Consider the following 20,423-nt stretch of genomic DNA (forward strand, 5'->3'; position numbering starts at 1 on the left):
CTATAGTCGTATACAAAGTAATTTAGCTTAGATTTAACGTTATGTAATTAATAAATGGCTATGCCAATACTTGAGTAGCTTGTTGTACAAACGATTTAATTTTTGATTTTAATTGCGGTGTTGCTTCCATTAGAGGCAAGCGAACTGTAGCATTAGCAATTTGTAACACTTCAAAAATGGTCTTAATTCCTGCAGGATTTCCTTCTTCAAAAATAAGATTCATACCCTCTTCTAGAGCATGATGCATTTCATATGCTTTTCCGATTTCTTTTTGAATTCCTAAACTAATCATTCTAGAAAATTCTGAAGGTAATCCTTGACCTATCACTGATATAACTCCTGCTCCTCCTGCTAATACCGTAGGCAAAGCTGTTATATCATCTCCAGAAATTAACAGAAAATCTGTAGGCTTGTCTTTAAGAATAGCCGCAATCTGAGCCATATCACCACAAGCTTCCTTTATAGCTACTATATTTTTAAAATCATGAGCTAAACGTAAAGTGGTTTCTGCCAGCATATTACTTCCTGTTCTACTTGGAACATTATATACAATAATTGGTTTTGGAGAAACAGCAGCTATTGCCTTAAAATGCTGGTATATTCCTTCTTGTGTAGGCTTATTGTAATATGGAGAAACAGACAAAATAGCAGTAAACTCAGCTAAATCAATATTCTTTAGTTCTTCTACTACTAAGGCTGTATTATTACCACCAACTCCTATAACTAATGGTAATCTTCCAGCATTTGTTTTCACTACAGTATCAACCACAATTTTTTTCTCTGAGGGGGTCAGTGTAGCTGTTTCTGCTGTTGTACCTAGTACTACCAAATAATCGGTACCATTAGTTATATTATATTCAACAACACGTTGTAGTGCTAATACATCTACAGATAAATCTTCTTTAAAAGGAGTTATTAGTGCAACTCCTGTACCACGCAATTCTTTCATTTTACCTAACTTCTTTAAGAATCTTAAGATATTTTTTTAATTCTTCTTTAAATAGTGCGAAATCAGTAATTGGAGTATTAATAATTAAATCATTAAAATCTTTATCTACTTCATAAAAACCAACACGCAAACGAGCTTTTGTTTTTACGCTCATTAGCTGTAGTAATAAATTATCATCTGTATAATAATTTATAAGGAGATCGTACTCTTTATTGATAAATTCTAAAACGTAACTATTTTCTAAGTTCCCATTCCATCCTAAATCCTTATCGGAAAAAACAGGCGTTGAATAAGGCGAATTTTTATCATAAAAATTCTTATATCCAATTATTTTTACCGAATTAGGTCGCAGAGAAAATTCATCTACTAACTCATAAAAAACATTAGTGTTATCAAATTTATCTAAATCTACTATACATCCAATAGATAATACCCCACCTTTACCCGGTCTAGAACTACGTTCTGGATTAGCTAAAAGCTGTTTCACATATTTCTGCCCAGATTTATGTTTAAGTTTTTCTTTTAAAGCCTTTAAAAACATGTATTTTTACATTTATACAAATGTAAATAATATTCAGAGCAATTTGATACGAAGATAAAAACTTATATGCTTTTAAAATTAACACAATTTGTTATATTTATAACAATTATTTCATTTTCTTCCTGTGAAGACAAAAAAAAGTATTTGCATGAAATAGAAGCTAAAAACATCCCTATTTCTAAAGATCTTAAAGAAGTGAGTGAGATCACTAACTTTGTAGCACCTTTTCAAGAACACATCAATAAAGTTTTAGATAGTGCTTTAGCGTACACACCCAAAACAATTTCTAAAGAAGATGGAAAATACAATACCACCGCAGGGAATTTAATGGCTGATGCTGTTTTTGAACTTACTAATCCTATTTTTAAATCTCGAACTCAAAAAGAAATAGATTTTGTATTATTAAACCATGGAGGCATTAGAAGTGTTATCTCCAAAGGAACTATTACAAGAAGAACAGCCTATGAAGTTATGCCATTTGAGAATACAGTAGTAGTGGTTGCATTGCGAGGAAAAGCAATACGGAATCTTGTAAAATACTTAATAGAGTCTAACAGACCTCATCCCATAGCTGGCATACAAATAATTTTAGATAAAAATAATAGCTTATCAGAAGTAAACATACAGGGGAAACCTTTTGATGAAAACGTAATTTACCATGTAGCTACATCTAATTATCTAGTAAATGGAGGTGATCAAATGACTTTTTTTGAAGATAAGATTACGCTTACTGAAACGGATTATTTAATTAGAAATGTTATGATAGATTATTTTATAAAGTATGACACTATTTTTCCGGTAAGAGATGATAGATTTAAAAAACTAGATTAAATAATTATGAAAAGAAGACAATTTATTTCTAGTACTGGTGCTACTTTAAGTTTTATTGGTTTAGGAGGACTTTCTTTAAATGCTTGTTCCATTCAGAAAAGTAAAAAGATTACTATTTTGCATACTAATGATGTACATAGCCATATAGATGCTTTCCCAAAAACACATTCTCAATATCCAAACTTAGGTGGTTTAGCCCGTAGAGCTACTTTAGTGAATTCTATTCGCAAAGAAAATCCAAATACCCTATTATTTGATGCAGGTGATATTTTTCAAGGCACTCCATATTTTAATTTTTATGGTGGCGAGTTAGAATTTAAACTAATGAGTATGTTAAAATATGATGCAGCCACAATAGGTAATCATGATTTTGACAATGGTATTGAAGGCTTATATGCCCAATTACCAAATGCAAAATTTAAACTACTTTCTGCAAATTATGATTTTAGCAATACTATCTTAGATGGCTACACTAAACCATATACTATCTATTTAGTAGATGGTATTAAAATTGGTGTATATGGTATAGGAATTCAATTAAATGGTTTGGTAACCAAAAAGTTATATAAAGAAACTAAATATCTCAACCCTATTGAAATAGCCTTGGATACGGAACGTAAATTAAAAGAAGAAAAAGGGTGCCAGCTTATTATTTGCTTATCACATTTAGGGTATAAATATGAGGATAGTAATAAACCAGATGACCATAAATTAGCTTCAAAAACAGCACATACACATTTAATTATTGGTGGGCATACGCATACTTTTTTAGATAAACCCACTATAGCTACTAATGCAAAGGGCAAAAAAGTTTTAATAAATCAGGTTGGTTGTTTTGGTATTAACCTAGGCAAGATAGATTTTTATTTTGATGATAACCAAAACATAAATGCAGATGGCATTAGTATTACTGTTTAGATAAGATATTTATCAGAAAAATACTGATATACTATAGGTTTTTAGCAGCTAACCACATGATAACTAGGCTGCTAAATAAAGCTTAAAATAAAATTATATTTAATTTTTTTCATAAAATGGTGTTTTTTAAAATTATTGGCACCATCTTTGCATTTTAATACATAATTAATTTAAATTTTTAACATGAGTAAAGGAACAGTAAAATTCTTCAATGACACTAAAGGTTTTGGTTTTATCACTGAAGAAGGCGTAGACAAGGATCACTTTGTACACGTTTCTGGATTAGTAGACGAAATTCGTGAAGGCGATGAAGTTGAATTTGATCTAGAAGAAGGAAGAAAAGGATTAAACGCGGTAAACGTAAGAGTACTATAATATATACTTTTTAAGACTTTAAAAAATCCCGTTCAAGATGTTGAACGGGATTTTCTGTTTTTAAATGTATTAGCCGAATAAATTCAGTACAAATAAATAAGCTTGTTTTTATTTTTATTTCACTTTATTTACTCTAGTCAGTAAAAATGCTCCTACTAAGAAAAACAAACCTAAAAATATAATAGCATTGCGCATATTACCCGTTATTTGTGTAATATATGCAAACATAAACGTACCGATAACAATTCCTATTTTTTCTGAAACATCATAGAAACTAAAAAATGAAGTAGTATCGGTTGTTTCTGGTATAAATTTAGAATAGGTAGATCTAGAAAGCGCTTGGATACCTCCCATAACTAAACCAACGCAACCCGCTGCGATATAAAAATCTGTTGGCGTAATTACAAAATAAGCATAAATACATATCGCTACCCAAAGGATATTTACACCAATTAAGGTTTTAACATTTCCAAACGCATTTGATGCTTTGGCTGTAAAAAGAGCTCCTAGTATAGCAACTAATTGAATTACTAATATGCTTACAATAAGTCCAATTGTCCTTTCCGTATCGCCTCCCCAATTTATTTTTTCTTCTCCAAAATAAGTCGCTATTAGCATTACCGTTTGTACAGCCATGCTGTATACAAAAAAAGCAATTAGATATCTTTTTAGTTTTATTTCGTTCCCTAATTGTTTCCAAACTCCTTTTAGTTCTTTAAAACCATTTAAGATCACATTTTTACGTTCTCCTTCTCTTTTTACCCCTTTTGGCAGATGATAGAAGGTATATTGTGCAAAACCAATCCACCATATCCCAACAGTAGCGAATGATATTTTCATTGCTTTTATCTCTGCTGTTTCAGAATCAGCCATAATACCAAACCAATGGGGTTGCATCACCATTGCTAAATTAATTAATAGTAATAAAACACTACCTGCATAGCCCATAGAGAAGCCTTTTGCACTAATTTTATCTTGCTGCTCTAAAAAAGCCACATCTGGTAAATACGAATTATTAATAGCAAAACTGACCCAAAAGCCTACTAAACCAAAAAAGTAACAAGCTAAACCTAAATAGATATTTTCTATAGAAAACCAATATAACCCTATACATGATAAACCTCCTAAATAGCAGAAGAATTTCATAAAAATCTTTTTATTCCCTAGGTAATCTGCTACTCCAGAGAGTAAAGGGGTTATGATAGCTATAAAAACAAATGCTACGGAAGTAGTATAACTTATGAGTGGCGTTCTTTCTAATTCAAAACCAAAAACGTTAACTTTTTCAATCCCAGCAGCTCTAAATATAGCACCATAAAAAATAGGAAATATAGCAGAAGCTATAACTAAGCTGTATACCGAATTAGCCCAATCGTAAAATGCCCATGCATTTAATAATTTTTTACTTCCTTTTTCTGCTTGTACTCTTGCCATAGTTAGGATTGGTATTTAAAAAATGAACTAAAAAAAGCTGTTCTAGATTTAGAACAGCTTATAAATATAAGGTTTTAATATGTTTTATCTAATCAAAAGAAGTAATTCCAAATTTAGCTGCCTCAGCTCTAGCAAGCGGTGCCCATTCTGTTAAGTTATTAATTCTGGTATCGTTTGAAGGGTGCGTACTCATAAATTCTGGTGGTGCTTGTCCACCACTATTTGCTTTCATACGTCTCCATAAATTTGCTGCTTCATCTGGATTATAACCCGCAATTGCCATAATATGTAAACCTATATTATCAGCTTCTATTTCATGACTTCTACTAAATGGTAACATAACACCTACTTGAGAACCAACTGCATATGCTTGGTTGAAAATTGCTCTTTTTTGATCGTCTTTAAAAGCAACATTACCTGCTACAGCTAATCCTTGTTGGATAGTACCTGCACTCATACGTTGTGCTCCATGATCTGCTAGTGCATGCGCCACCTCATGCCCCATAACTACTGCTATACCAGTTTCTGTTTGTGTAATAGGCAGTATTCCTGTGTAAAAAACAATTTTACCCCCTGGCATACACCAAGCATTCACAGTTTTATCATCTACTAGATTATACTCCCATTTATAATCTTTAAGATATCCTGGGTGTCCATTTGCTGTTAACCAACGTTCTGCCGCAACTGCAATACGTTGACCCACTTTTGAAATCATACGTGATTCTGGAGTGTTTTCAACTTTTTTATTTTGAGTTAAAAACTGATTGTATTGTGCAAAAGCAGTTGGGAAAATTTGACTATTGGGATAAAAATTCAACATTTTTTTCCCAGTAAAAGGATTTGTTTTACAAGCTGCAACACCTAAAAAAATGAATACAACTAATACTATTTTTTTCATGATATTTTTGTTATGCCTAATAATACTGATTATAAATAACTTAAAATAAGCATCTTAAATCAAAATTATTAAACTAGTTAGTGTATGTTAAAATTACAAAAAAAATTACTTTCCTGTAATATGCAGCTCTGTAAAATCTTTACTTACTTCTATAGTATTCCCATTTAAATTTACAGATTCTAACGACACTATTTCATTGTCTATTTCTATAGTCCCTATTTCAAAAGGAAGTCCATGAAAATTAAATTTAAACGTTTCATAAGCAGTAATAAACTTACCATCTTTAAATTGTTGAATAATCACTTCGTTTTCCTTTCCTTTATGTCTAAAGTTTCTTAAACTATATCTTCCTTTTTTATAATCATAACCATCTTGATCATCTTCATACACGGTAGATTTTTCTACACCCAATTTATAGTAAGCGTCCAAAACCAATTCTTTAATTTCTTTTTCTCCTACATATTGCTGTACAGGATACTTAGGGATTATAGCACCTTCTTTAATAAATAAAGGAATAATATCGATATCTGCTACCACCCATTTTTCCATTCCACCAGTTAAAAGTTCACCAGTCCAATAGTTATACCATTGCCCTCTAGGAATATACATTCTTCTGCCCTTAGCATTAGGCTCTTGAACTGGGCATACAAGAATCTGATCTCCAAAAATAAATTCGTCTGTTCTAAAATGCGTTTGTGCATCTTCTTGATCATAATGTACTAAAGATTGTAACATTGGTGTTCCTTCTTCAGAATATTTCCAGAACATGGTATACAAGTAAGGTAATAATTGATATCTTAATTCTATATATGTTCTTACTATATTAGTAATATCAGTATCAAAAGACCAAGGCTCTTGTTCTCCATGATCACCACTAGAATGTACTCTACAGAACGGGTGGAAAATTCCAAGTTGAATCCACCTTGCAAATAATTCTCCGTTGGGTTGTTCTGCAAAACCTCCAATATCAGATCCTACAAAAGACATACCGCTCATACACATACGTTGCATTTGCACATTTGCAATCCATAAATGTTCCCAAGTTGCAATATTATCTCCTGTCCAAGTAGAGGTGTAACGCTGCGCTCCGGAATATGCTGAACGTGTAATAACAAAAGGCCTTTTAGGGTATGAGAATTGTTTTACTCCTTCATAGGTTGCACGAGCCATTTGCGTTCCGTAGATATTATGTGCCTTTCTATGACTACATGGATGCCCATCATAATCATGACGCACATCTAAAGGAAATGTTTTTCCCGGAACCTCCATTACTGCTGGTTCGTTCATATCATTCCAAACACCTTTTACACCCATTTCACCAATAAGTTCTTTATATAAACCTGCCCACCATTCTCTAACTTCTGGATTGGTATAATCTGGAAAATTACATTCACCTGGCCAAACTTTCCCTTTCATATAAGGCCCATCACCACGCTTACAGAAATAATCATTTGCTACGCCTTCTTGGTAAACAGAATATTCTTTATCAACTTTAATTCCTGGATCTATAATAACAACCGTTTTAAAACCATCATCACTAAGTTCCTGAATCATTTTCTTCGGATTAGGAAAGTATTCTTTATTCCATGTAAAACAACGGAAACCATCCATATAATCAATATCTAAATAAATACCATCACATGGAATTCTTAATTCTCGAAACTTATTAGTGATTTCTTTTACTTTACTTTCTGGATAGTAACTCCATTTAGACTGATGAAAACCTAGTGCCCATAAGGGTGGCATTTCTGGTGTACCTGTTAAATCTGTGTAAGCAAGAACTACTTCTGACACTTTAGGACCATAAAAGAAATAATAGTTCATTTCTCCACCATCTGCCCAAAAACTTGTTACATTTCTACGCTCTTGAGAAAAATCAAAATGTGTTTTAAAGGTATTATCAAAGAAAATACCATAGGCTTTTCCATGATGCAATCCGGTGTAAAAAGGAATGGCTTTGTAAAGTGGATCTTGATCTTTTCCATAAGCATATTGATCTGTTGCCCAATTCTCTATTCTTTTCCCTTTTAAATTAGAGTGTGTAGCCTTATCTCCCATTCCATAAAAACTCTCAGCAGATTGCGTAATCTTACTCATTTTTACGGTATTACCTCCATATTGGTGGTTTTCTTCCCAATGAAAGCCCAATTCATCCTCATTTATAATATTACCTTCTAAATCAGAAATTTGAGTTCTTAAGGTTTGCTTATCAACTAATACTTTTATTTTAGAAGTAATGATATAATACTCTCCTTTGGTTTCTTCAATTTCTAATGTATTGTATCCACTATTACTATCATCACTAATAGCATATGAAAAATCTGGCTCAAAAGTATTCTCTGTGGCATACCTAAAACGTACAACGCTATCTCGTAAAACTGTTATTTCTAAAATAACTCCGTTAGCAGTTGTAAAATAGAATTTATCTGCGTCTCTTTTAAAATCTTTAATTTGATTGGGATAAAGATTCCCTTTATATTCTAATTCTTGATTAGTGATCATAGTTTAATTTCTTTTGCGGTATAAATTAATAGAATTACTATTACATAATAAAAAGATATTACTATGAGTTATTAACTATTATGAGATACCTATTTTTTTTACTTTAAAATGATAATACTTAAAGGAGGTAGATTAATTTTAATAGAATTCTGATGTCCGTGTAATGGTTTTTTTATCTTTTTTATAACTGTATTGTGTATTCCGCTACCTCCATATTTTTTAGAATCTGTATTAAATAACTCTTCTACGCCAGCAGAAATAGGAATACCAAGGTGATAATTTTCTCGTACTACAGGTGTTAAATTACAAACAATAATAAGGTCGTTTTTTGTGTCATGGCCTTTACGGATATAACTTAATACAGAATTTTCATGATCGCTATAATCTATCCATTGGAAACCTTCTGGACTAAATTGTTTTTCATAAAGTGCTGGATGAGTTTTATAAATACCGTTTAAATCTTTTACCAAATCTTGAACACCAGAATGAAAATCGTATTGCGTTAAATGCCAATCTAAACTTTGTTGAAAGTTCCATTCCGAAGATTGCCCAAATTCACCTCCCATAAAAATAAGATTAGCCCCAGGATGTGTATACATATATCCAAAAAGTAATCTTAGGTTTGCAAACTGCTGCCACTCATCTCCAGGCATTCTATACAGAAGTGATTTTTTCCCATAAACGACTTCGTCATGAGAAAAAGGCAACATAAAGTTTTCTGTAAATGCATAGGTTAAACTAAACGTAATATCGTTTTGATGATGCTTTCGGTAGATCGGTTCTTTTTTAAAATATTCTAGAGTATCATGCATCCATCCCATCATCCATTTCATTCCAAATCCTAAACCTCCTAAATTTACAGGCTTAGAAACTCCAGAAAAAGCTGTGGATTCTTCTGCAATGGTTTGTATACCCTCAAATGTAGTATACAAATACTCATTCATTTCTCTAATAAATGATATGGCCTCTAAATTTTCGTTATTACCATATATATTTGGTTCCCACTCCCCTTCTTCTCTAGAATAGTCTAAATAAATCATAGAAGCAACTGCATCTACTCTTAAGCCATCTATATGAAACTGATCTAACCAAAAAGCGGCATTGCTAATTAAAAAGGCACGTACTTCATTACGACCATAATTAAATATTAAACTTTTCCAATCTGGATGATAGCCTTTTCTCCTATCTGGATGCTCATATAAATGAGATCCATCAAAAAAACCGAGTCCATGTGCATCTTCCGGAAAATGAGAAGGCACCCAATCTAAAATTACGCCAATATCATTCTGATGCAGAGTATCAACTAAAAATTTAAATTCTTCAGGATTCCCAAATCTTGATGTGGGTGCAAAATACCCAGTAAGTTGATACCCCCAAGAAGGATCATAAGGGTACTCCATCACAGGCATAAATTCTACATGTGTAAAATTCATTTCTTTTACGTAATTCACTAAATCTTCAGCTAATGCTGTATAACTAAGAAATTCATTTGCTGCATTTCTTTTCCAAGACCCCAAATGTACTTCATAAACAGCATAAGGCTTATCCAATCCATTTTTATCAGATCGGTATCCCATCCAATTGGTATCTTTCCATTGATAGTTTTCTTCCCAAACTACAGAACCAGTTTTTGGGGGCGTTTCACAATATCTAGCAAAAGGATCTGCCTTTTCTGTAACAATGTCATTATTATTAGAGGTAATACTATATTTATACAAAGCACCGTTTTTAACTTCAGGTATAAAACCTTCCCAAATGCCACTTTCATCCCAACGCACATTGAGTTGATGTGTATGTTTATCCCAAAAATTAAAATCTCCAACAACGGAAACCGATTTGGCTGTAGGAGCCCAAACAGCAAAATAAGTACCTTTTACACCATTAATTTCGGTTACATGCGAACCTAGCTTTTCATATAATTTAAAATGTTTTCCTGACTTAAATAAGTTAATATCAAAATCTGTAAATAAGCTGTGAACTAAAACTTCTGGCATTTTTTAATGTATTTATCGCAATATAAAACAAGTTTATATAATACATAAACCTATATGACGTTAGTTTTTAAATACCATACAATAAAAAGTTTGGAACGCTCTTTGCTATACTAACATAAATATTAAAAATTATAGAACTTAAAACCACAAAGTATATGAAAAAAATTACAGTAGTATTCGGAATATTTTTAGCAATTATAGCCACATCTTGTAGTGTAGATACTGGAAGAGATGGTACACCTGGAAGAGACGGAATTGATGGAGAACCTGGTGTACAAGGGCAGGTTTTTGAAATAGAAAATGTTAATTTTATTTATGAAAATGCTAATAATTGGCATACAACCAGGCTTACTTTTGGTGATTTTACCAATTTTGAAGTAAGAGAAACTGATGCTATATTAATCTATCGATTTGATGGAACTGTAGACTTAAGTGATGGGCCTGCTAATAATTGGAGTTTAATACCGCAGAATTTTTTCTTGAACGAAGGAACTATTCAATATACATTTGCTCACAATTTTGTGGATACTGATATATTTATTGATGGGAATTTTGATTTGATAAATTTAAGCACAGATTTTACAGATAATCAAATATTCAGAGTGGTTATTATTCCTAGTGACGCAGCAAGCGGTAAATTTGATAGAACAGATATGACTGCTGTTTTAAAAAGTATAGGGATTGAAGAAAAAGACATTCAACGTTTTCAAATGAAATAATACATTTCTAAAGAAAAATACAAACCTCAATAGCATTTTGCATATTGAGGTTTTTTATTTAAAAAAATATTAATTTGGGAGCCCATACAAAGATCAACTAGAGGTTTTATATGAAAAAGTAATTTGAATTAAATTCTAATTATTAAGTAAGAAATTGACTTCTAGATTGTTAAAGCATGTTAATTTTTGGAAGTAATGAAGATCAATTACGACCTATTAAAAAAAAGTCCCATATGTTTAAAAATATAGCATTTAGTATTGTAATACTTATAGCAAGTTGCAAAGGAATTTCACAAGAGAAAGAACTTACTTTAGACGATAGTACTTCTAGTACTAAAGAAACTGTTTATAAGGTTACTAAAACAGATGAAGAGTGGCGAAAAGCACTTACAGATACACAATATTATATCTTAAGAAAAGCAGGTACAGAACGGGCATTTACAAGTAACTTATTAGATAATAAACAAGAAGGTGTATATACTTGTGCGGGTTGTGACATTCCTTTATTTAAAAGTGAAAATAAATTTAATTCTGGTACAGGATGGCCAAGTTTTGATCAAGAAATAAAGGGAAATGTAGCCTTTGATACTGACTATAAAATAGGTTATGCCAGAACTGAAGAACATTGTGCAAATTGTGGCGGTCATTTAGGTCATGTTTTTTCTGACGGACCAAGAGAAACTACAGGAAAAAGACATTGCATTAATGGTGGGGCATTAAAATTTGTCCCTTCAAAATAAAAAAATACAATTGCTGAATTATATATTCAGACGTATCCTATTTGGTTGATGTTTTAAAAAAATGGGTTTATGAAATTTGATATTTCTTAACCCATTTTATATTTCTACTTATTCTTCTTAAATTTATACTATGCTAGAAAAAAAATACAATGTAGAAAAATCTGAAGCAGAATGGAAAGCACAACTTTCAGAAGAAGAATATAGAATATTACGAAAAAAAGGGACCGAATACCCCCATACAGGAGCCCTAAATCTTCATTTTGAAAATGGAGATTACCATTGTAAAGGCTGTAATGCTAAATTATTTACGAGTGAGCATAAATTTGAAAGTGGATGTGGCTGGCCTTCTTTTGATAAATCTATTGAAGGAGCAGTAACTTACATAAGAGATACTACACATGGAATGATTAGAACTGAAACCGTATGTTCTAATTGTGGCGGACATTTAGGGCATATTTTTGACGATGGTCCTAAAGAAACAACTGGGCAACGCTATTGTATTAATTCTGCAAGTATCGGGTTTGATCCGAAATAAAATTAATGACATAGAATATATCCAAGTGTCTAAAAAATCATAATCACTTTATAAGTCTCAAAAAGATTAAAAACTACTTTAATTTAACCTTTATTCAACACTATTCTATTTGGTAATTGGGGCTTGAATTCCGTACTTTTGCAACTTTAAAATTTAATCTTCTTAAAAATACATACATGAGTAATTTTGATATTATAGTTTTAGGTAGTGGTCCTGGCGGATATGTAACTGCAATTAGAGCTTCTCAATTAGGTTTTAAAACTGCTATTGTAGAAAAGGAAAACCTTGGTGGTGTATGCCTTAACTGGGGATGTATCCCTACAAAAGCCTTATTAAAATCTGCTCAAGTATTTAATTATTTGCAGCATGCTGAAGACTATGGATTAAAAGTTGATGGTGTTGATAAAGATTTTGAAGCTGTTGTAAAAAGAAGTCGTGGAGTTGCTGACGGTATGAGTAAAGGTGTTCAATTTTTAATGAAAAAAAATAAAATTGAAGTCATCAATGGTTTCGGAAAATTAAAATCTGGAAAAAAAGTAGCGGTTACGGCAGCAGATGGTACAGAAACAGAATATAACGCTACCAATATTATAATAGCAACAGGAGCAAGAAGTAGAGAATTGCCAAGTTTACCGCAAGATGGAAATAAAATTATAGGGTATAGACAAGCAATGACTTTAAAAAGTCAGCCTAAAAAAATGATTGTGGTTGGTAGTGGTGCCATAGGAATAGAATTTGCCTATTTCTACAATGCTATGGGGACAGAAGTTACTGTTATAGAATACTTACCTAATATAGTACCAGTAGAAGACGTAGATATTTCTAAACAATTAGAACGTAGTTTCAAAAAAACTGGCATTAAAATAAAAACATCTTCTGAAGTTACTAAAGTAGACACTTCTGGAGAAGGTGTAAAAGTTACAGTAAAGACCAGTAAAGGAGAAGAAATCCTTGAAGCTGATATTGTTTTATCTGCTGTAGGAATTAAGACCAATATAGAAAATATTGGTTTAGAAGATGTAGGTATAGCAGTAGATAGGGACAAGATATTGGTAAACGATTTTTACCAAACTAACATTCCTGGTTACTATGCCATTGGTGATGTAACTCCTGGACCAGCATTAGCTCACGTGGCTTCTGCTGAAGGAATACTGTGTGTAGAAAAATTAGCAAATATGCATGTAGATCCTTTAGACTATGGCAATATTCCTGGTTGTACCTATTGTACTCCTGAAATAGCATCAGTAGGTTTAACAGAAAAACAAGCTATAGAGAAAGGCATTGATATTAAAGTTGGTAAATTCCCATTTTCTGCTAGTGGTAAAGCTAAAGCTGGTGGTACTCCAGATGGTTTTGTAAAAGTAATTTTTGATGCTAAATATGGTGAATGGTTAGGTTGCCATATGATTGGTGCTGGGGTAACTGATATGATTGCTGAAGCTGTTGTGGCACGTAAATTAGAAACTACAGGTCATGAAATTTTAAAAGCAATACACCCACACCCAACCATGAGTGAAGCTGTAATGGAAGCTGTTGCTGCTGCTTATGATGAAGTAATACATTTATAAAATATTTTACCTATCTGGTTTTTAAAACCAGATAGGTAAAAAACTAAATATCCTTTTATGCTAAAAATATTTAGGATTACCGCACTCTTAGAAGGAATTTCTTATTTATTACTTTTTGGTTTAGGAATGCCCTTAAAATATATGGCTAAGATACCAGAGCCTAATATTTATATTGGTTATGCGCATGGATTTTTATTTATAGCTTATGTAGTATTAGCAGCTCTTTTTTGTATAAAACGGAAATGGAGTATAAAAAGGTTTATTATTCTCTTTATAGCTTCTCTGCTTCCTTTCGCTACTTTTTATATTGATAAAAAGTACTTAAAACCCTTACAAAATTAATTTTCTACAAATTTATATATCATACCATCAAAAGCACAGATATATAATTCATTCTGAGCATCAATACCAAAAGAGGCGATATTTAAATTAGATTCTACTACTAAGGTATTCGCACTACCATCTAAATTTAAGGCCCAAATTCTACCACTAGCAAAATCGCCATAAATATATTTAGCATTTAAAGCACTAATTGCCTCTCCTCTATACACATAACCGCCTGTTATTGATCTATCTCCATTCGTTTGGTCGTATTCAAATATTGGCGCTATTAGCCCATTAGAATCACAAGCACCCGAAAAACAAGAAGTTCCTTCAAAAAGTTTCCATCCATAATTTCCACCAGATACAATAACATCTATTTCTTCTATAACATTTTGTCCTACATCTCCAACCCAGAGTGTATTTGTTGGGGCATCAAAACTCATTCGCCATGGGTTTCTTAATCCATAAGCATAAATTTCTGATCTCACATTTGATTCATTGATAAATGGATTATCAGTAGGGATAGCATAGTTTAATCCATTTTCAGTTTGGTCAACATCGATTCTTAAAATTGCCCCTAATAAATTAGCTCTATTCTGTGCATTATTCTGAGGATCACCACCAGATCCACCATCACCAGATGCAATATATAAATAACCATCTACTCCAAAGGCCAATTGTCCACCATTATGGTTGGTAAAAGGTTGTGGTATTTCTAATATGATACGTTCTGAATCTAGATTAGCAACATTATTATTTGTAGTAGAAACTTGAAATCGAGATACTAAAGATAATGTTGTTGTAGGTGTATAGTTCACATAAAAATAACCGTTAGTATCAAAATCTGGATGAAATGCAAGCCCTAACAAACCTTGTTCTCCTGCATTGGTGTTAATCTTATTTCTAAGATCTAGAAATATTTCAACTTCAGTTGTTTCTTCATTATTTTGAAATACTTTAATAATACCACTTTGTTCAAGAACAAACACCCTATTAGTACCATCCTTAGCTGTTTGAAAATCTAATGGATTTTGAAAACTAAGTGCAGGATATGCATTTACTAAAGTAACAGTAGTATTTTCAAGAGGCTGGGGCTCTTCTTCTACTGTATTCGTTTCAGAATTACTATTACAGGATATAAAAAATATGCATAGCGCATAGGAAATAAAAAAATTTAATTTCATAATCTCTTTTTAGTGTATACGTAAAAGTACCCTATTTTAGATGAGGGATATTTCTTAATAGAAATGATTTGTATAAATATGCAACTATAAATTCACCATTTTCAGGGAGTGCCTCATTAACCAATTCCTTTATATTTGTTGCACTAATCAACTAACTAAATATGTTTTATCAAGTTAAAGAAATTTATGATCCAGTAGGAAGTAAAAGAATACCTTCTAAATGTCCAGATTGTGGAAATATAGATTGTTTAGAACTCAACTTTTATCAAAAAAAAATAGAAACTCCATTTATTACCAATATCACAAATAAAGTTACTGGTATATTGGTATGCCATCACACAAATACAGAAATAAATCCAGTTGTATGGACAGATGAAATTGAGAACTATTTTACCACTGAAAAACAAAAACTTAAACTAGCACCTAAAAAGTTTAAATTCTCTAAAGGGCTCATTGTTATCATTATAATATTAGTAATAGCAGTAATTGGTGGCATTGGGTATTCTGCATATGAATCTAATAATTATAACAACAATATGGCTGCTGTAAAAAATGTTGGTGTAGGAGATAAGGTAATGGGATTGATTACTTCAGTAAATAATGACACCAAAAAAAGTGGTCATACCTGGTTTTTAGTAAAAGAGATTAAAGGAGATAGCATATGGCTACAAGGCCATAAATCTTTTAGTAAAGATGAAGATTTTGAGTTTAACTTAAACAATGAGAATTTTACTGAAAAGACGATAAAATTATCCTTAACTTATTTTAAGTTGGGTGTGTTTTATGGTTTTGATCCTAAAAATCAAGAATTATCTGGTGGTATTTTTGAAATAGAACAATCAGAATAATATACTATTAACTTCTTAAAAATTAAAATCATGAAGGATAACATGTACACAGGAAAATCGTCTAAAAACCCTAATACATCCATGATATGGAGTGTACTAGTAGGCATTGGTTTTATTGCTTTTGGTATTTATATGTATTATGATTTAGCAGCTTGGGAAAACTCTAATGAAGAAATGCGACTAAATTCAATACTATGGGGTATCTATGATGTAGCTGGAAAAATTGGTGTAGCTGGTTTTTTTAGTATTGTGGGGGCAGTGATTGCTGGAGCAGGCATCAAAAAAAGTATGGATTTAAAAAAAATACAAAAACAGACTCATAAAGAGCAAGAATAGTTTAGCTATTTAAAAAGCTTTGAATAGCTAAATCATAGCTTTCTAAACCAAAACCCAATATAACACCTTTCGCTACAGGAGATATGTAGGACTTGTGCCGAAACTCTTCTCTGCCAAAGGTATTGCTAATATGTACTTCTACAACAGGAGTTTCTATGCCCTTTATAGCATCTCCTATTCCTATCGAAGTATGTGTATAAGCGCCTGCATTTAAAATGATACCTTCATAAGCATTAAAACCACAATCGTGTAATTTATTAATCAACTCTCCTTCTACATTAGACTGATAATATTCTAATGATATTTGTGAAAATTTAGATTGTAGTTGCTTAAAATAATCTTCAAAAGTAGTATTCCCATATACTTCTGGTTCTCGTTTTCCAAGTAAATTTAGATTGGGGCCATTTAAAAGTAATAATTTCATTTTGTAAAAATATCAAATTAGAAGGCATAAAAAAAGCAGAAGTAAAACTTCTGCTTTTAAATCTTACCTATATAATTTATTCAATTACATAACGAATTCCTAATCCGAAAGCGCCTACTTCATTTCCTGCATTATCCCCTAAACCAATAAAAGGTCTCCAATCAAACGAAAAAGCCAATGGAACATCAGGAATTCTGTATTCTAAACCTGCCGTAGGTCTTAAAGCGAAAGCAGAATCACCTCCTTCTATAAAACCAATTGATAGTCCTCCACCAGCAAACCAATTTAAGCCATCGGCATTGGTAATATCCCCATGATATTGATAGATTCCAGTAATAAGTGTTCTTCCTGTTTCAAACATAATTTCTGCTTGAATAGCATGTTGCTCAGCCAAGAAGAATTTTCCACTAGGGCCTACAAAAGTAGATCCTCCACCAAAATCTAAACCAAGACCTGCTGCTATTTTATAATCAGACTGCGCATTGGTTTTCATGATTCCAAATGCAAAAAGAACTAAAACTAATGTTCCTATTTTTTTCATTTTCTATTGTTTTTGTTTGTTTTAAGTTTAATCAAAATTAATTGATATAATAGATACGTACAAACTAATGGCTTTAGTTTTTTATAAATATTCTTTAAAACAAAAAAACGGAAACATTAAGTGTTTCCGTTTTTTATATTATATTATTTACTATTTAGAAATGAAGAGCAAAACCTATATTAAATTGTAATGCACTTTCTGCTAATGCATCATCCAATGTAAGGTTATAGCGAAAACCTGGTTCAATACTTACATTATCTCCTAAAAAGATAGCATAACCACCTTGTAAACCAATAAAATTTAGACTAACGTCAGCGTCATTGATACTAGCACCAGTATAATCTACTTGGATAGGAATCATTCCCGAAATATAATACTTTGCCCCTATTTTATAAGAAAATATACCTACTCCTTGATCAGTATAACCTAAACCTAGTTTTATTGCTAAATCATCTGCAACAAAATAACCTCCTTCTGCACCTAAAGACCAAATCGTAGTGCCATCTACAGATAGTAGTCCAAAAGAAGTGTTTGCACCTATTGGAGTACCAAAACCTGTATTTGCTTCAATCAACCAACTTCCTTCATCAGTTTGTCCACCAGATATTGCATCTTGTGCATTTATGTTCACAAATCCAAATAATGTGAATGCTGCAACTACAAATATTTTTTTCATAATTTGATTTTTGTTTTTATTTAATTTTATTAAACAAACATAAATAAAATAATATTATGTAGAAAATAAATTGCATAAATGTTTTTATTCATATAAAATTATAGAAACATAATTTAAAAAAACTCAATAAATGAAATCTGTTAAAGATTGGAATATGAAATAAGATGATGCCTGAAAAGCGGGATGAATTAAACTTAAAAGAAGAAAATAAATATATCTAGTATTTCAACTAAAACATCGTTATAAGGCTTGCTAAAATGCTCATAATTATGCTCTCTACTAGAAAAGAGAATATGTAAAGAAAAACAAGCTTTTGAATATTATATTTTTGAAATATTATTATCTGCTATTAAACAAAAAAAGAGACTGCCTTATCAGACAGTCTCATTAATTTTAATTGAATTATAATACTATTCTCCGAAAGTAAATAACAGTCCAATGTTGAAAGAAAGATCTGCAACAGATGTATCACCAATTTTACCAGCGCTTAAGTATGCTACATTTGCATTAAACACTCCATATTTAAATCCTAAAGATGGTCTAAAAGCAAAATTTGAAGTACTTCCTGCATCTACATTTACATTTCCTAATCCTCCTAAATCAACATCTACATCACCTCCACTTACACTTGCAATACCAATACCTAAACCAGCATAAGGCTTAAATTTGTTTGTTGAGAAAAAATAACGACCGTTAGCCATAATGCTACTTACAGTTACTGCAGATAGAGATGATGTTACTTCTACACCTCCAGTACTAACAACATTATCAGCACTTGCTAAGAAATCTCCTTGATATAATAATGATACATCTAGACTCTCATTAATACCATATCCTAATTCACCATAAGCAGACACACCGCCACTAGATCCATCAGAAAGATCTCCTAAAGGATTTGCATATCCTACACCGAATCCTAATTTAAATTGTGCATTTGCACTAAAACTTATTAATGCAATTACCGCTACTACTAATACTTTTTTCATAATTTAATTTTGTTTTATTTTTATTTAATTTAGTGCAACAAACATAAGTAAATAAAACTATATAGAAAATACATTATAATATTTTTTTTGTAATTAAAAAATTTATACTTTATGCAGCAATAGATAACATGATATAAATTAATTTCATAATATTTATATAAATAAAAATTTAAAATTTCTTTGAAATGTTAATTTTAATAGGTTTTAATCATAAATTTCAATTTTATACACTTCAAAATTATAATGGTTTTTTTAATAAAAAATCTCAACTTATTAATTTAGATTACACCATATTATTTAACTCTCAATAAGATTAACTCAATTAAAAAATTTTAATCTATACATTTTATATTTAATTTTGTTTAATAATTTATAAATTTACTTACATATTATGTGATATTATATTTGTAATATTTTATACTGTAGCGCCTAAACAAAAAGCGGAAACACTTAATGTTTCCGCTTTAAATTTTATTTGAATTACAATATATAATACTATTCTCCGAAAGTAAATAACAGTCCAATGTTGAAAGAAAGATCTGCAACAGATGTATCACCAATTTTACCAGCGCTTAAGTATGCTACATTTGCATTAAACACTCCATATTTAAATCCTAAAGATGGTCTAAAAGCAAAATTTGAAGTACTTCCTGCATCTACATTTACATTTCCTAATCCTCCTAAATCAACATCTACATCACCTCCACTTACACTTGCAATACCAATACCTAAACCAGCATAAGGCTTAAATTTATTTGTTGAGAAAAAATAACGCCCGTTAGCCATAATGCTACTTACAGTTACTGCAGATAGAGATGATGTTACTTCTACACCTCCAGTACTAACAACATTATCGGCACTTGCTAAGAAATCTCCTTGATATAATAATGATACATCTAGACTCTCATTAATACCATATCCTAATTCACCATAAGCAGACACACCGCCACTAGATCCATCAGAAAGATCTCCTAAAGGATTTGCATATCCTACACCGAATCCTAATTTAAATTGTGCATTTGCACTAAAACTTATTAATGCAATTACCGCTACTACTAATACTTTTTTCATAATTTGGTTTTGTTTTATTTTTACTTAAT

General features: G+C 31.3%; 22 protein-coding genes. 10 read left to right on the forward strand and 12 right to left on the reverse strand.

Annotated elements, in window-relative coordinates:
* Positions 1–58: 58 nt before the first annotated feature.
* Complete coding sequence (gene dapA / locus ACZ451_RS17735; RefSeq protein WP_464214747.1) at positions 59–949, reverse strand: 4-hydroxy-tetrahydrodipicolinate synthase; 891 nt, start codon at positions 947–949, stop codon at positions 59–61.
* A 1-nt stretch (position 950) separates the two neighbouring features.
* On the reverse strand, positions 951–1,490 hold the full coding sequence (locus tag ACZ451_RS17740) for a DUF6913 domain-containing protein (protein ID WP_464214748.1): 540 nt from the start codon (positions 1,488–1,490) through the stop codon (positions 951–953).
* Between the two features lie 66 nt (positions 1,491–1,556).
* Between ACZ451_RS17740 and ACZ451_RS17745 the strand changes: the two genes are divergently transcribed.
* The 3 genes from ACZ451_RS17745 (at position 1,557) to ACZ451_RS17755 (ending at position 3,614) form a co-directional block, all read left to right on the forward strand.
* A complete protein-coding gene (locus ACZ451_RS17745; RefSeq protein ID WP_464214749.1) occupies positions 1,557–2,321 on the forward strand; it encodes a 5'-nucleotidase C-terminal domain-containing protein in 765 nt (254 codons plus the stop codon).
* Positions 2,322–2,327: 6 nt separating this feature from the next.
* Positions 2,328–3,239, forward strand: a complete 912-nt coding sequence (locus tag ACZ451_RS17750) for a bifunctional metallophosphatase/5'-nucleotidase (RefSeq protein WP_464214750.1) — start codon at positions 2,328–2,330, stop codon at positions 3,237–3,239.
* 183 nt (positions 3,240–3,422) lie between these two features.
* Positions 3,423–3,614, forward strand: a complete 192-nt coding sequence (locus ACZ451_RS17755; protein WP_464214751.1) for a cold-shock protein — start codon at positions 3,423–3,425, stop codon at positions 3,612–3,614.
* Between the two features lie 114 nt (positions 3,615–3,728).
* On the opposite strand, the gene ACZ451_RS17760 is transcribed toward ACZ451_RS17755, so the two are convergent.
* The 4 genes from ACZ451_RS17760 to glgB form a co-directional block, all read right to left on the reverse strand.
* Complete coding sequence (locus ACZ451_RS17760) at positions 3,729–5,048, reverse strand: MFS transporter (RefSeq protein WP_464214752.1); 1,320 nt, start codon at positions 5,046–5,048, stop codon at positions 3,729–3,731.
* A gap of 88 nt (positions 5,049–5,136) precedes the next feature.
* Entirely contained in the window at positions 5,137–5,946 is an 810-nt protein-coding gene (locus ACZ451_RS17765; RefSeq protein WP_464214753.1) for a M48 family metallopeptidase, read from the reverse strand.
* 105 nt (positions 5,947–6,051) lie between these two features.
* On the reverse strand, positions 6,052–8,448 hold the full coding sequence (locus ACZ451_RS17770) for a glycoside hydrolase family 31 protein (protein WP_464214754.1): 2,397 nt from the start codon (positions 8,446–8,448) through the stop codon (positions 6,052–6,054).
* A gap of 98 nt (positions 8,449–8,546) precedes the next feature.
* The gene (gene glgB, locus ACZ451_RS17775) at positions 8,547–10,442 is read right to left on the reverse strand and encodes a 1,4-alpha-glucan branching protein GlgB (RefSeq protein WP_464214755.1); all 1,896 of its coding nucleotides are present in this window, start codon (positions 10,440–10,442) and stop codon (positions 8,547–8,549) included.
* 155 nt (positions 10,443–10,597) lie between these two features.
* On the opposite strand from glgB, the gene ACZ451_RS17780 reads away from it, so the two are divergent.
* The 5 genes from ACZ451_RS17780 (at position 10,598) to ACZ451_RS17800 (ending at position 14,346) form a co-directional block, all read left to right on the forward strand.
* Complete coding sequence (locus ACZ451_RS17780) at positions 10,598–11,161, forward strand: collagen-like protein (RefSeq protein WP_464214756.1); 564 nt, start codon at positions 10,598–10,600, stop codon at positions 11,159–11,161.
* Between the two features lie 233 nt (positions 11,162–11,394).
* Positions 11,395–11,901, forward strand: a complete 507-nt coding sequence (gene msrB / locus ACZ451_RS17785; RefSeq protein ID WP_464214757.1) for a peptide-methionine (R)-S-oxide reductase MsrB — start codon at positions 11,395–11,397, stop codon at positions 11,899–11,901.
* Positions 11,902–12,031: 130 nt separating this feature from the next.
* Positions 12,032–12,436, forward strand: coding sequence for a peptide-methionine (R)-S-oxide reductase MsrB (msrB, locus tag ACZ451_RS17790; RefSeq protein ID WP_464214758.1), 405 nt, complete (start codon positions 12,032–12,034; stop codon positions 12,434–12,436).
* 176 nt (positions 12,437–12,612) lie between these two features.
* Complete coding sequence (gene lpdA, locus ACZ451_RS17795) at positions 12,613–14,004, forward strand: dihydrolipoyl dehydrogenase (protein ID WP_464214759.1); 1,392 nt, start codon at positions 12,613–12,615, stop codon at positions 14,002–14,004.
* Between the two features lie 57 nt (positions 14,005–14,061).
* Positions 14,062–14,346 carry a DUF3817 domain-containing protein gene (locus ACZ451_RS17800; RefSeq protein ID WP_464214760.1) on the forward strand — a complete coding sequence of 95 codons (285 nt, stop codon included), beginning with the start codon at positions 14,062–14,064 and terminating at the stop codon, positions 14,344–14,346.
* On the opposite strand, the gene ACZ451_RS17805 is transcribed toward ACZ451_RS17800, so the two are convergent.
* Positions 14,343–15,512 (reverse strand): PQQ-dependent sugar dehydrogenase, encoded by a 1,170-nt coding sequence (locus ACZ451_RS17805; protein ID WP_464214761.1) that lies wholly within the window; start codon positions 15,510–15,512, stop codon positions 14,343–14,345. The genes ACZ451_RS17800 and ACZ451_RS17805 overlap by 4 nt on opposite strands.
* Positions 15,513–15,673: 161 nt before the next feature.
* Between ACZ451_RS17805 and ACZ451_RS17810 the strand changes: the two genes are divergently transcribed.
* Positions 15,674–16,360, forward strand: a complete 687-nt coding sequence (locus ACZ451_RS17810; protein WP_464214762.1) for a hypothetical protein — start codon at positions 15,674–15,676, stop codon at positions 16,358–16,360.
* A gap of 30 nt (positions 16,361–16,390) precedes the next feature.
* On the forward strand, positions 16,391–16,696 hold the full coding sequence (locus ACZ451_RS17815) for a hypothetical protein (protein WP_464214763.1): 306 nt from the start codon (positions 16,391–16,393) through the stop codon (positions 16,694–16,696).
* Position 16,697: 1 nt separating this feature from the next.
* On the opposite strand, the gene aroQ is transcribed toward ACZ451_RS17815, so the two are convergent.
* The 5 genes from aroQ to ACZ451_RS17840 all read right to left on the reverse strand — a co-directional run bounded on the left by aroQ (position 16,698) and on the right by ACZ451_RS17840 (position 20,394).
* Entirely contained in the window at positions 16,698–17,120 is a 423-nt protein-coding gene (gene aroQ / locus ACZ451_RS17820; RefSeq protein WP_464214764.1) for a type II 3-dehydroquinate dehydratase, read from the reverse strand.
* Between the two features lie 76 nt (positions 17,121–17,196).
* The gene (locus ACZ451_RS17825) at positions 17,197–17,661 is read right to left on the reverse strand and encodes a hypothetical protein (protein WP_464214765.1); all 465 of its coding nucleotides are present in this window, start codon (positions 17,659–17,661) and stop codon (positions 17,197–17,199) included.
* Positions 17,662–17,815: 154 nt separating this feature from the next.
* Positions 17,816–18,337, reverse strand: coding sequence for a hypothetical protein (locus ACZ451_RS17830; RefSeq protein WP_464214766.1), 522 nt, complete (start codon positions 18,335–18,337; stop codon positions 17,816–17,818).
* Between the two features lie 410 nt (positions 18,338–18,747).
* Positions 18,748–19,323, reverse strand: coding sequence for a hypothetical protein (locus tag ACZ451_RS17835; RefSeq protein ID WP_464214767.1), 576 nt, complete (start codon positions 19,321–19,323; stop codon positions 18,748–18,750).
* Between the two features lie 495 nt (positions 19,324–19,818).
* Entirely contained in the window at positions 19,819–20,394 is a 576-nt protein-coding gene (locus tag ACZ451_RS17840) for a hypothetical protein (RefSeq protein WP_464214767.1), read from the reverse strand.
* Between the last annotated feature and the right edge of the window lie 29 nt (positions 20,395–20,423).

The organism is Allocellulophaga tsushimaensis, from assembly GCF_055383085.1.

Excerpts from the sequence above, each read along its gene's own strand:
- ACZ451_RS17780 (WP_464214756.1), top strand. The coding sequence starts at position 10,598 with ATGAAAAAAATTACAGTAGTATTCGGAATATTTTTAGCAATTATAGCC.
- ACZ451_RS17800 (WP_464214760.1), top strand. The coding sequence starts at position 14,062 with ATGCTAAAAATATTTAGGATTACCGCACTCTTAGAAGGAATTTCTTAT.
- ACZ451_RS17825 (WP_464214765.1), bottom strand. The coding sequence starts at position 17,661 with ATGAAAAAAATAGGAACATTAGTTTTAGTTCTTTTTGCATTTGGAATC.
- ACZ451_RS17810 (WP_464214762.1), top strand. The coding sequence starts at position 15,674 with ATGTTTTATCAAGTTAAAGAAATTTATGATCCAGTAGGAAGTAAAAGA.
- ACZ451_RS17745 (WP_464214749.1), top strand. The coding sequence starts at position 1,557 with ATGCTTTTAAAATTAACACAATTTGTTATATTTATAACAATTATTTCA.
- aroQ (WP_464214764.1), bottom strand. The coding sequence starts at position 17,120 with ATGAAATTATTACTTTTAAATGGCCCCAATCTAAATTTACTTGGAAAA.
- ACZ451_RS17830 (WP_464214766.1), bottom strand. The coding sequence starts at position 18,337 with ATGAAAAAAATATTTGTAGTTGCAGCATTCACATTATTTGGATTTGTG.
- dapA (WP_464214747.1), bottom strand. The coding sequence starts at position 949 with ATGAAAGAATTGCGTGGTACAGGAGTTGCACTAATAACTCCTTTTAAA.
- ACZ451_RS17740 (WP_464214748.1), bottom strand. The coding sequence starts at position 1,490 with ATGTTTTTAAAGGCTTTAAAAGAAAAACTTAAACATAAATCTGGGCAG.
- ACZ451_RS17755 (WP_464214751.1), top strand. The coding sequence starts at position 3,423 with ATGAGTAAAGGAACAGTAAAATTCTTCAATGACACTAAAGGTTTTGGT.
- glgB (WP_464214755.1), bottom strand. The coding sequence starts at position 10,442 with ATGCCAGAAGTTTTAGTTCACAGCTTATTTACAGATTTTGATATTAAC.
- ACZ451_RS17805 (WP_464214761.1), bottom strand. The coding sequence starts at position 15,512 with ATGAAATTAAATTTTTTTATTTCCTATGCGCTATGCATATTTTTTATA.
- ACZ451_RS17840 (WP_464214767.1), bottom strand. The coding sequence starts at position 20,394 with ATGAAAAAAGTATTAGTAGTAGCGGTAATTGCATTAATAAGTTTTAGT.
- msrB (WP_464214758.1), top strand. The coding sequence starts at position 12,032 with ATGCTAGAAAAAAAATACAATGTAGAAAAATCTGAAGCAGAATGGAAA.
- ACZ451_RS17815 (WP_464214763.1), top strand. The coding sequence starts at position 16,391 with ATGAAGGATAACATGTACACAGGAAAATCGTCTAAAAACCCTAATACA.
- ACZ451_RS17760 (WP_464214752.1), bottom strand. The coding sequence starts at position 5,048 with ATGGCAAGAGTACAAGCAGAAAAAGGAAGTAAAAAATTATTAAATGCA.
- msrB (WP_464214757.1), top strand. The coding sequence starts at position 11,395 with ATGTTTAAAAATATAGCATTTAGTATTGTAATACTTATAGCAAGTTGC.
- ACZ451_RS17765 (WP_464214753.1), bottom strand. The coding sequence starts at position 5,946 with ATGAAAAAAATAGTATTAGTTGTATTCATTTTTTTAGGTGTTGCAGCT.
- lpdA (WP_464214759.1), top strand. The coding sequence starts at position 12,613 with ATGAGTAATTTTGATATTATAGTTTTAGGTAGTGGTCCTGGCGGATAT.
- ACZ451_RS17835 (WP_464214767.1), bottom strand. The coding sequence starts at position 19,323 with ATGAAAAAAGTATTAGTAGTAGCGGTAATTGCATTAATAAGTTTTAGT.
- ACZ451_RS17750 (WP_464214750.1), top strand. The coding sequence starts at position 2,328 with ATGAAAAGAAGACAATTTATTTCTAGTACTGGTGCTACTTTAAGTTTT.
- ACZ451_RS17770 (WP_464214754.1), bottom strand. The coding sequence starts at position 8,448 with ATGATCACTAATCAAGAATTAGAATATAAAGGGAATCTTTATCCCAAT.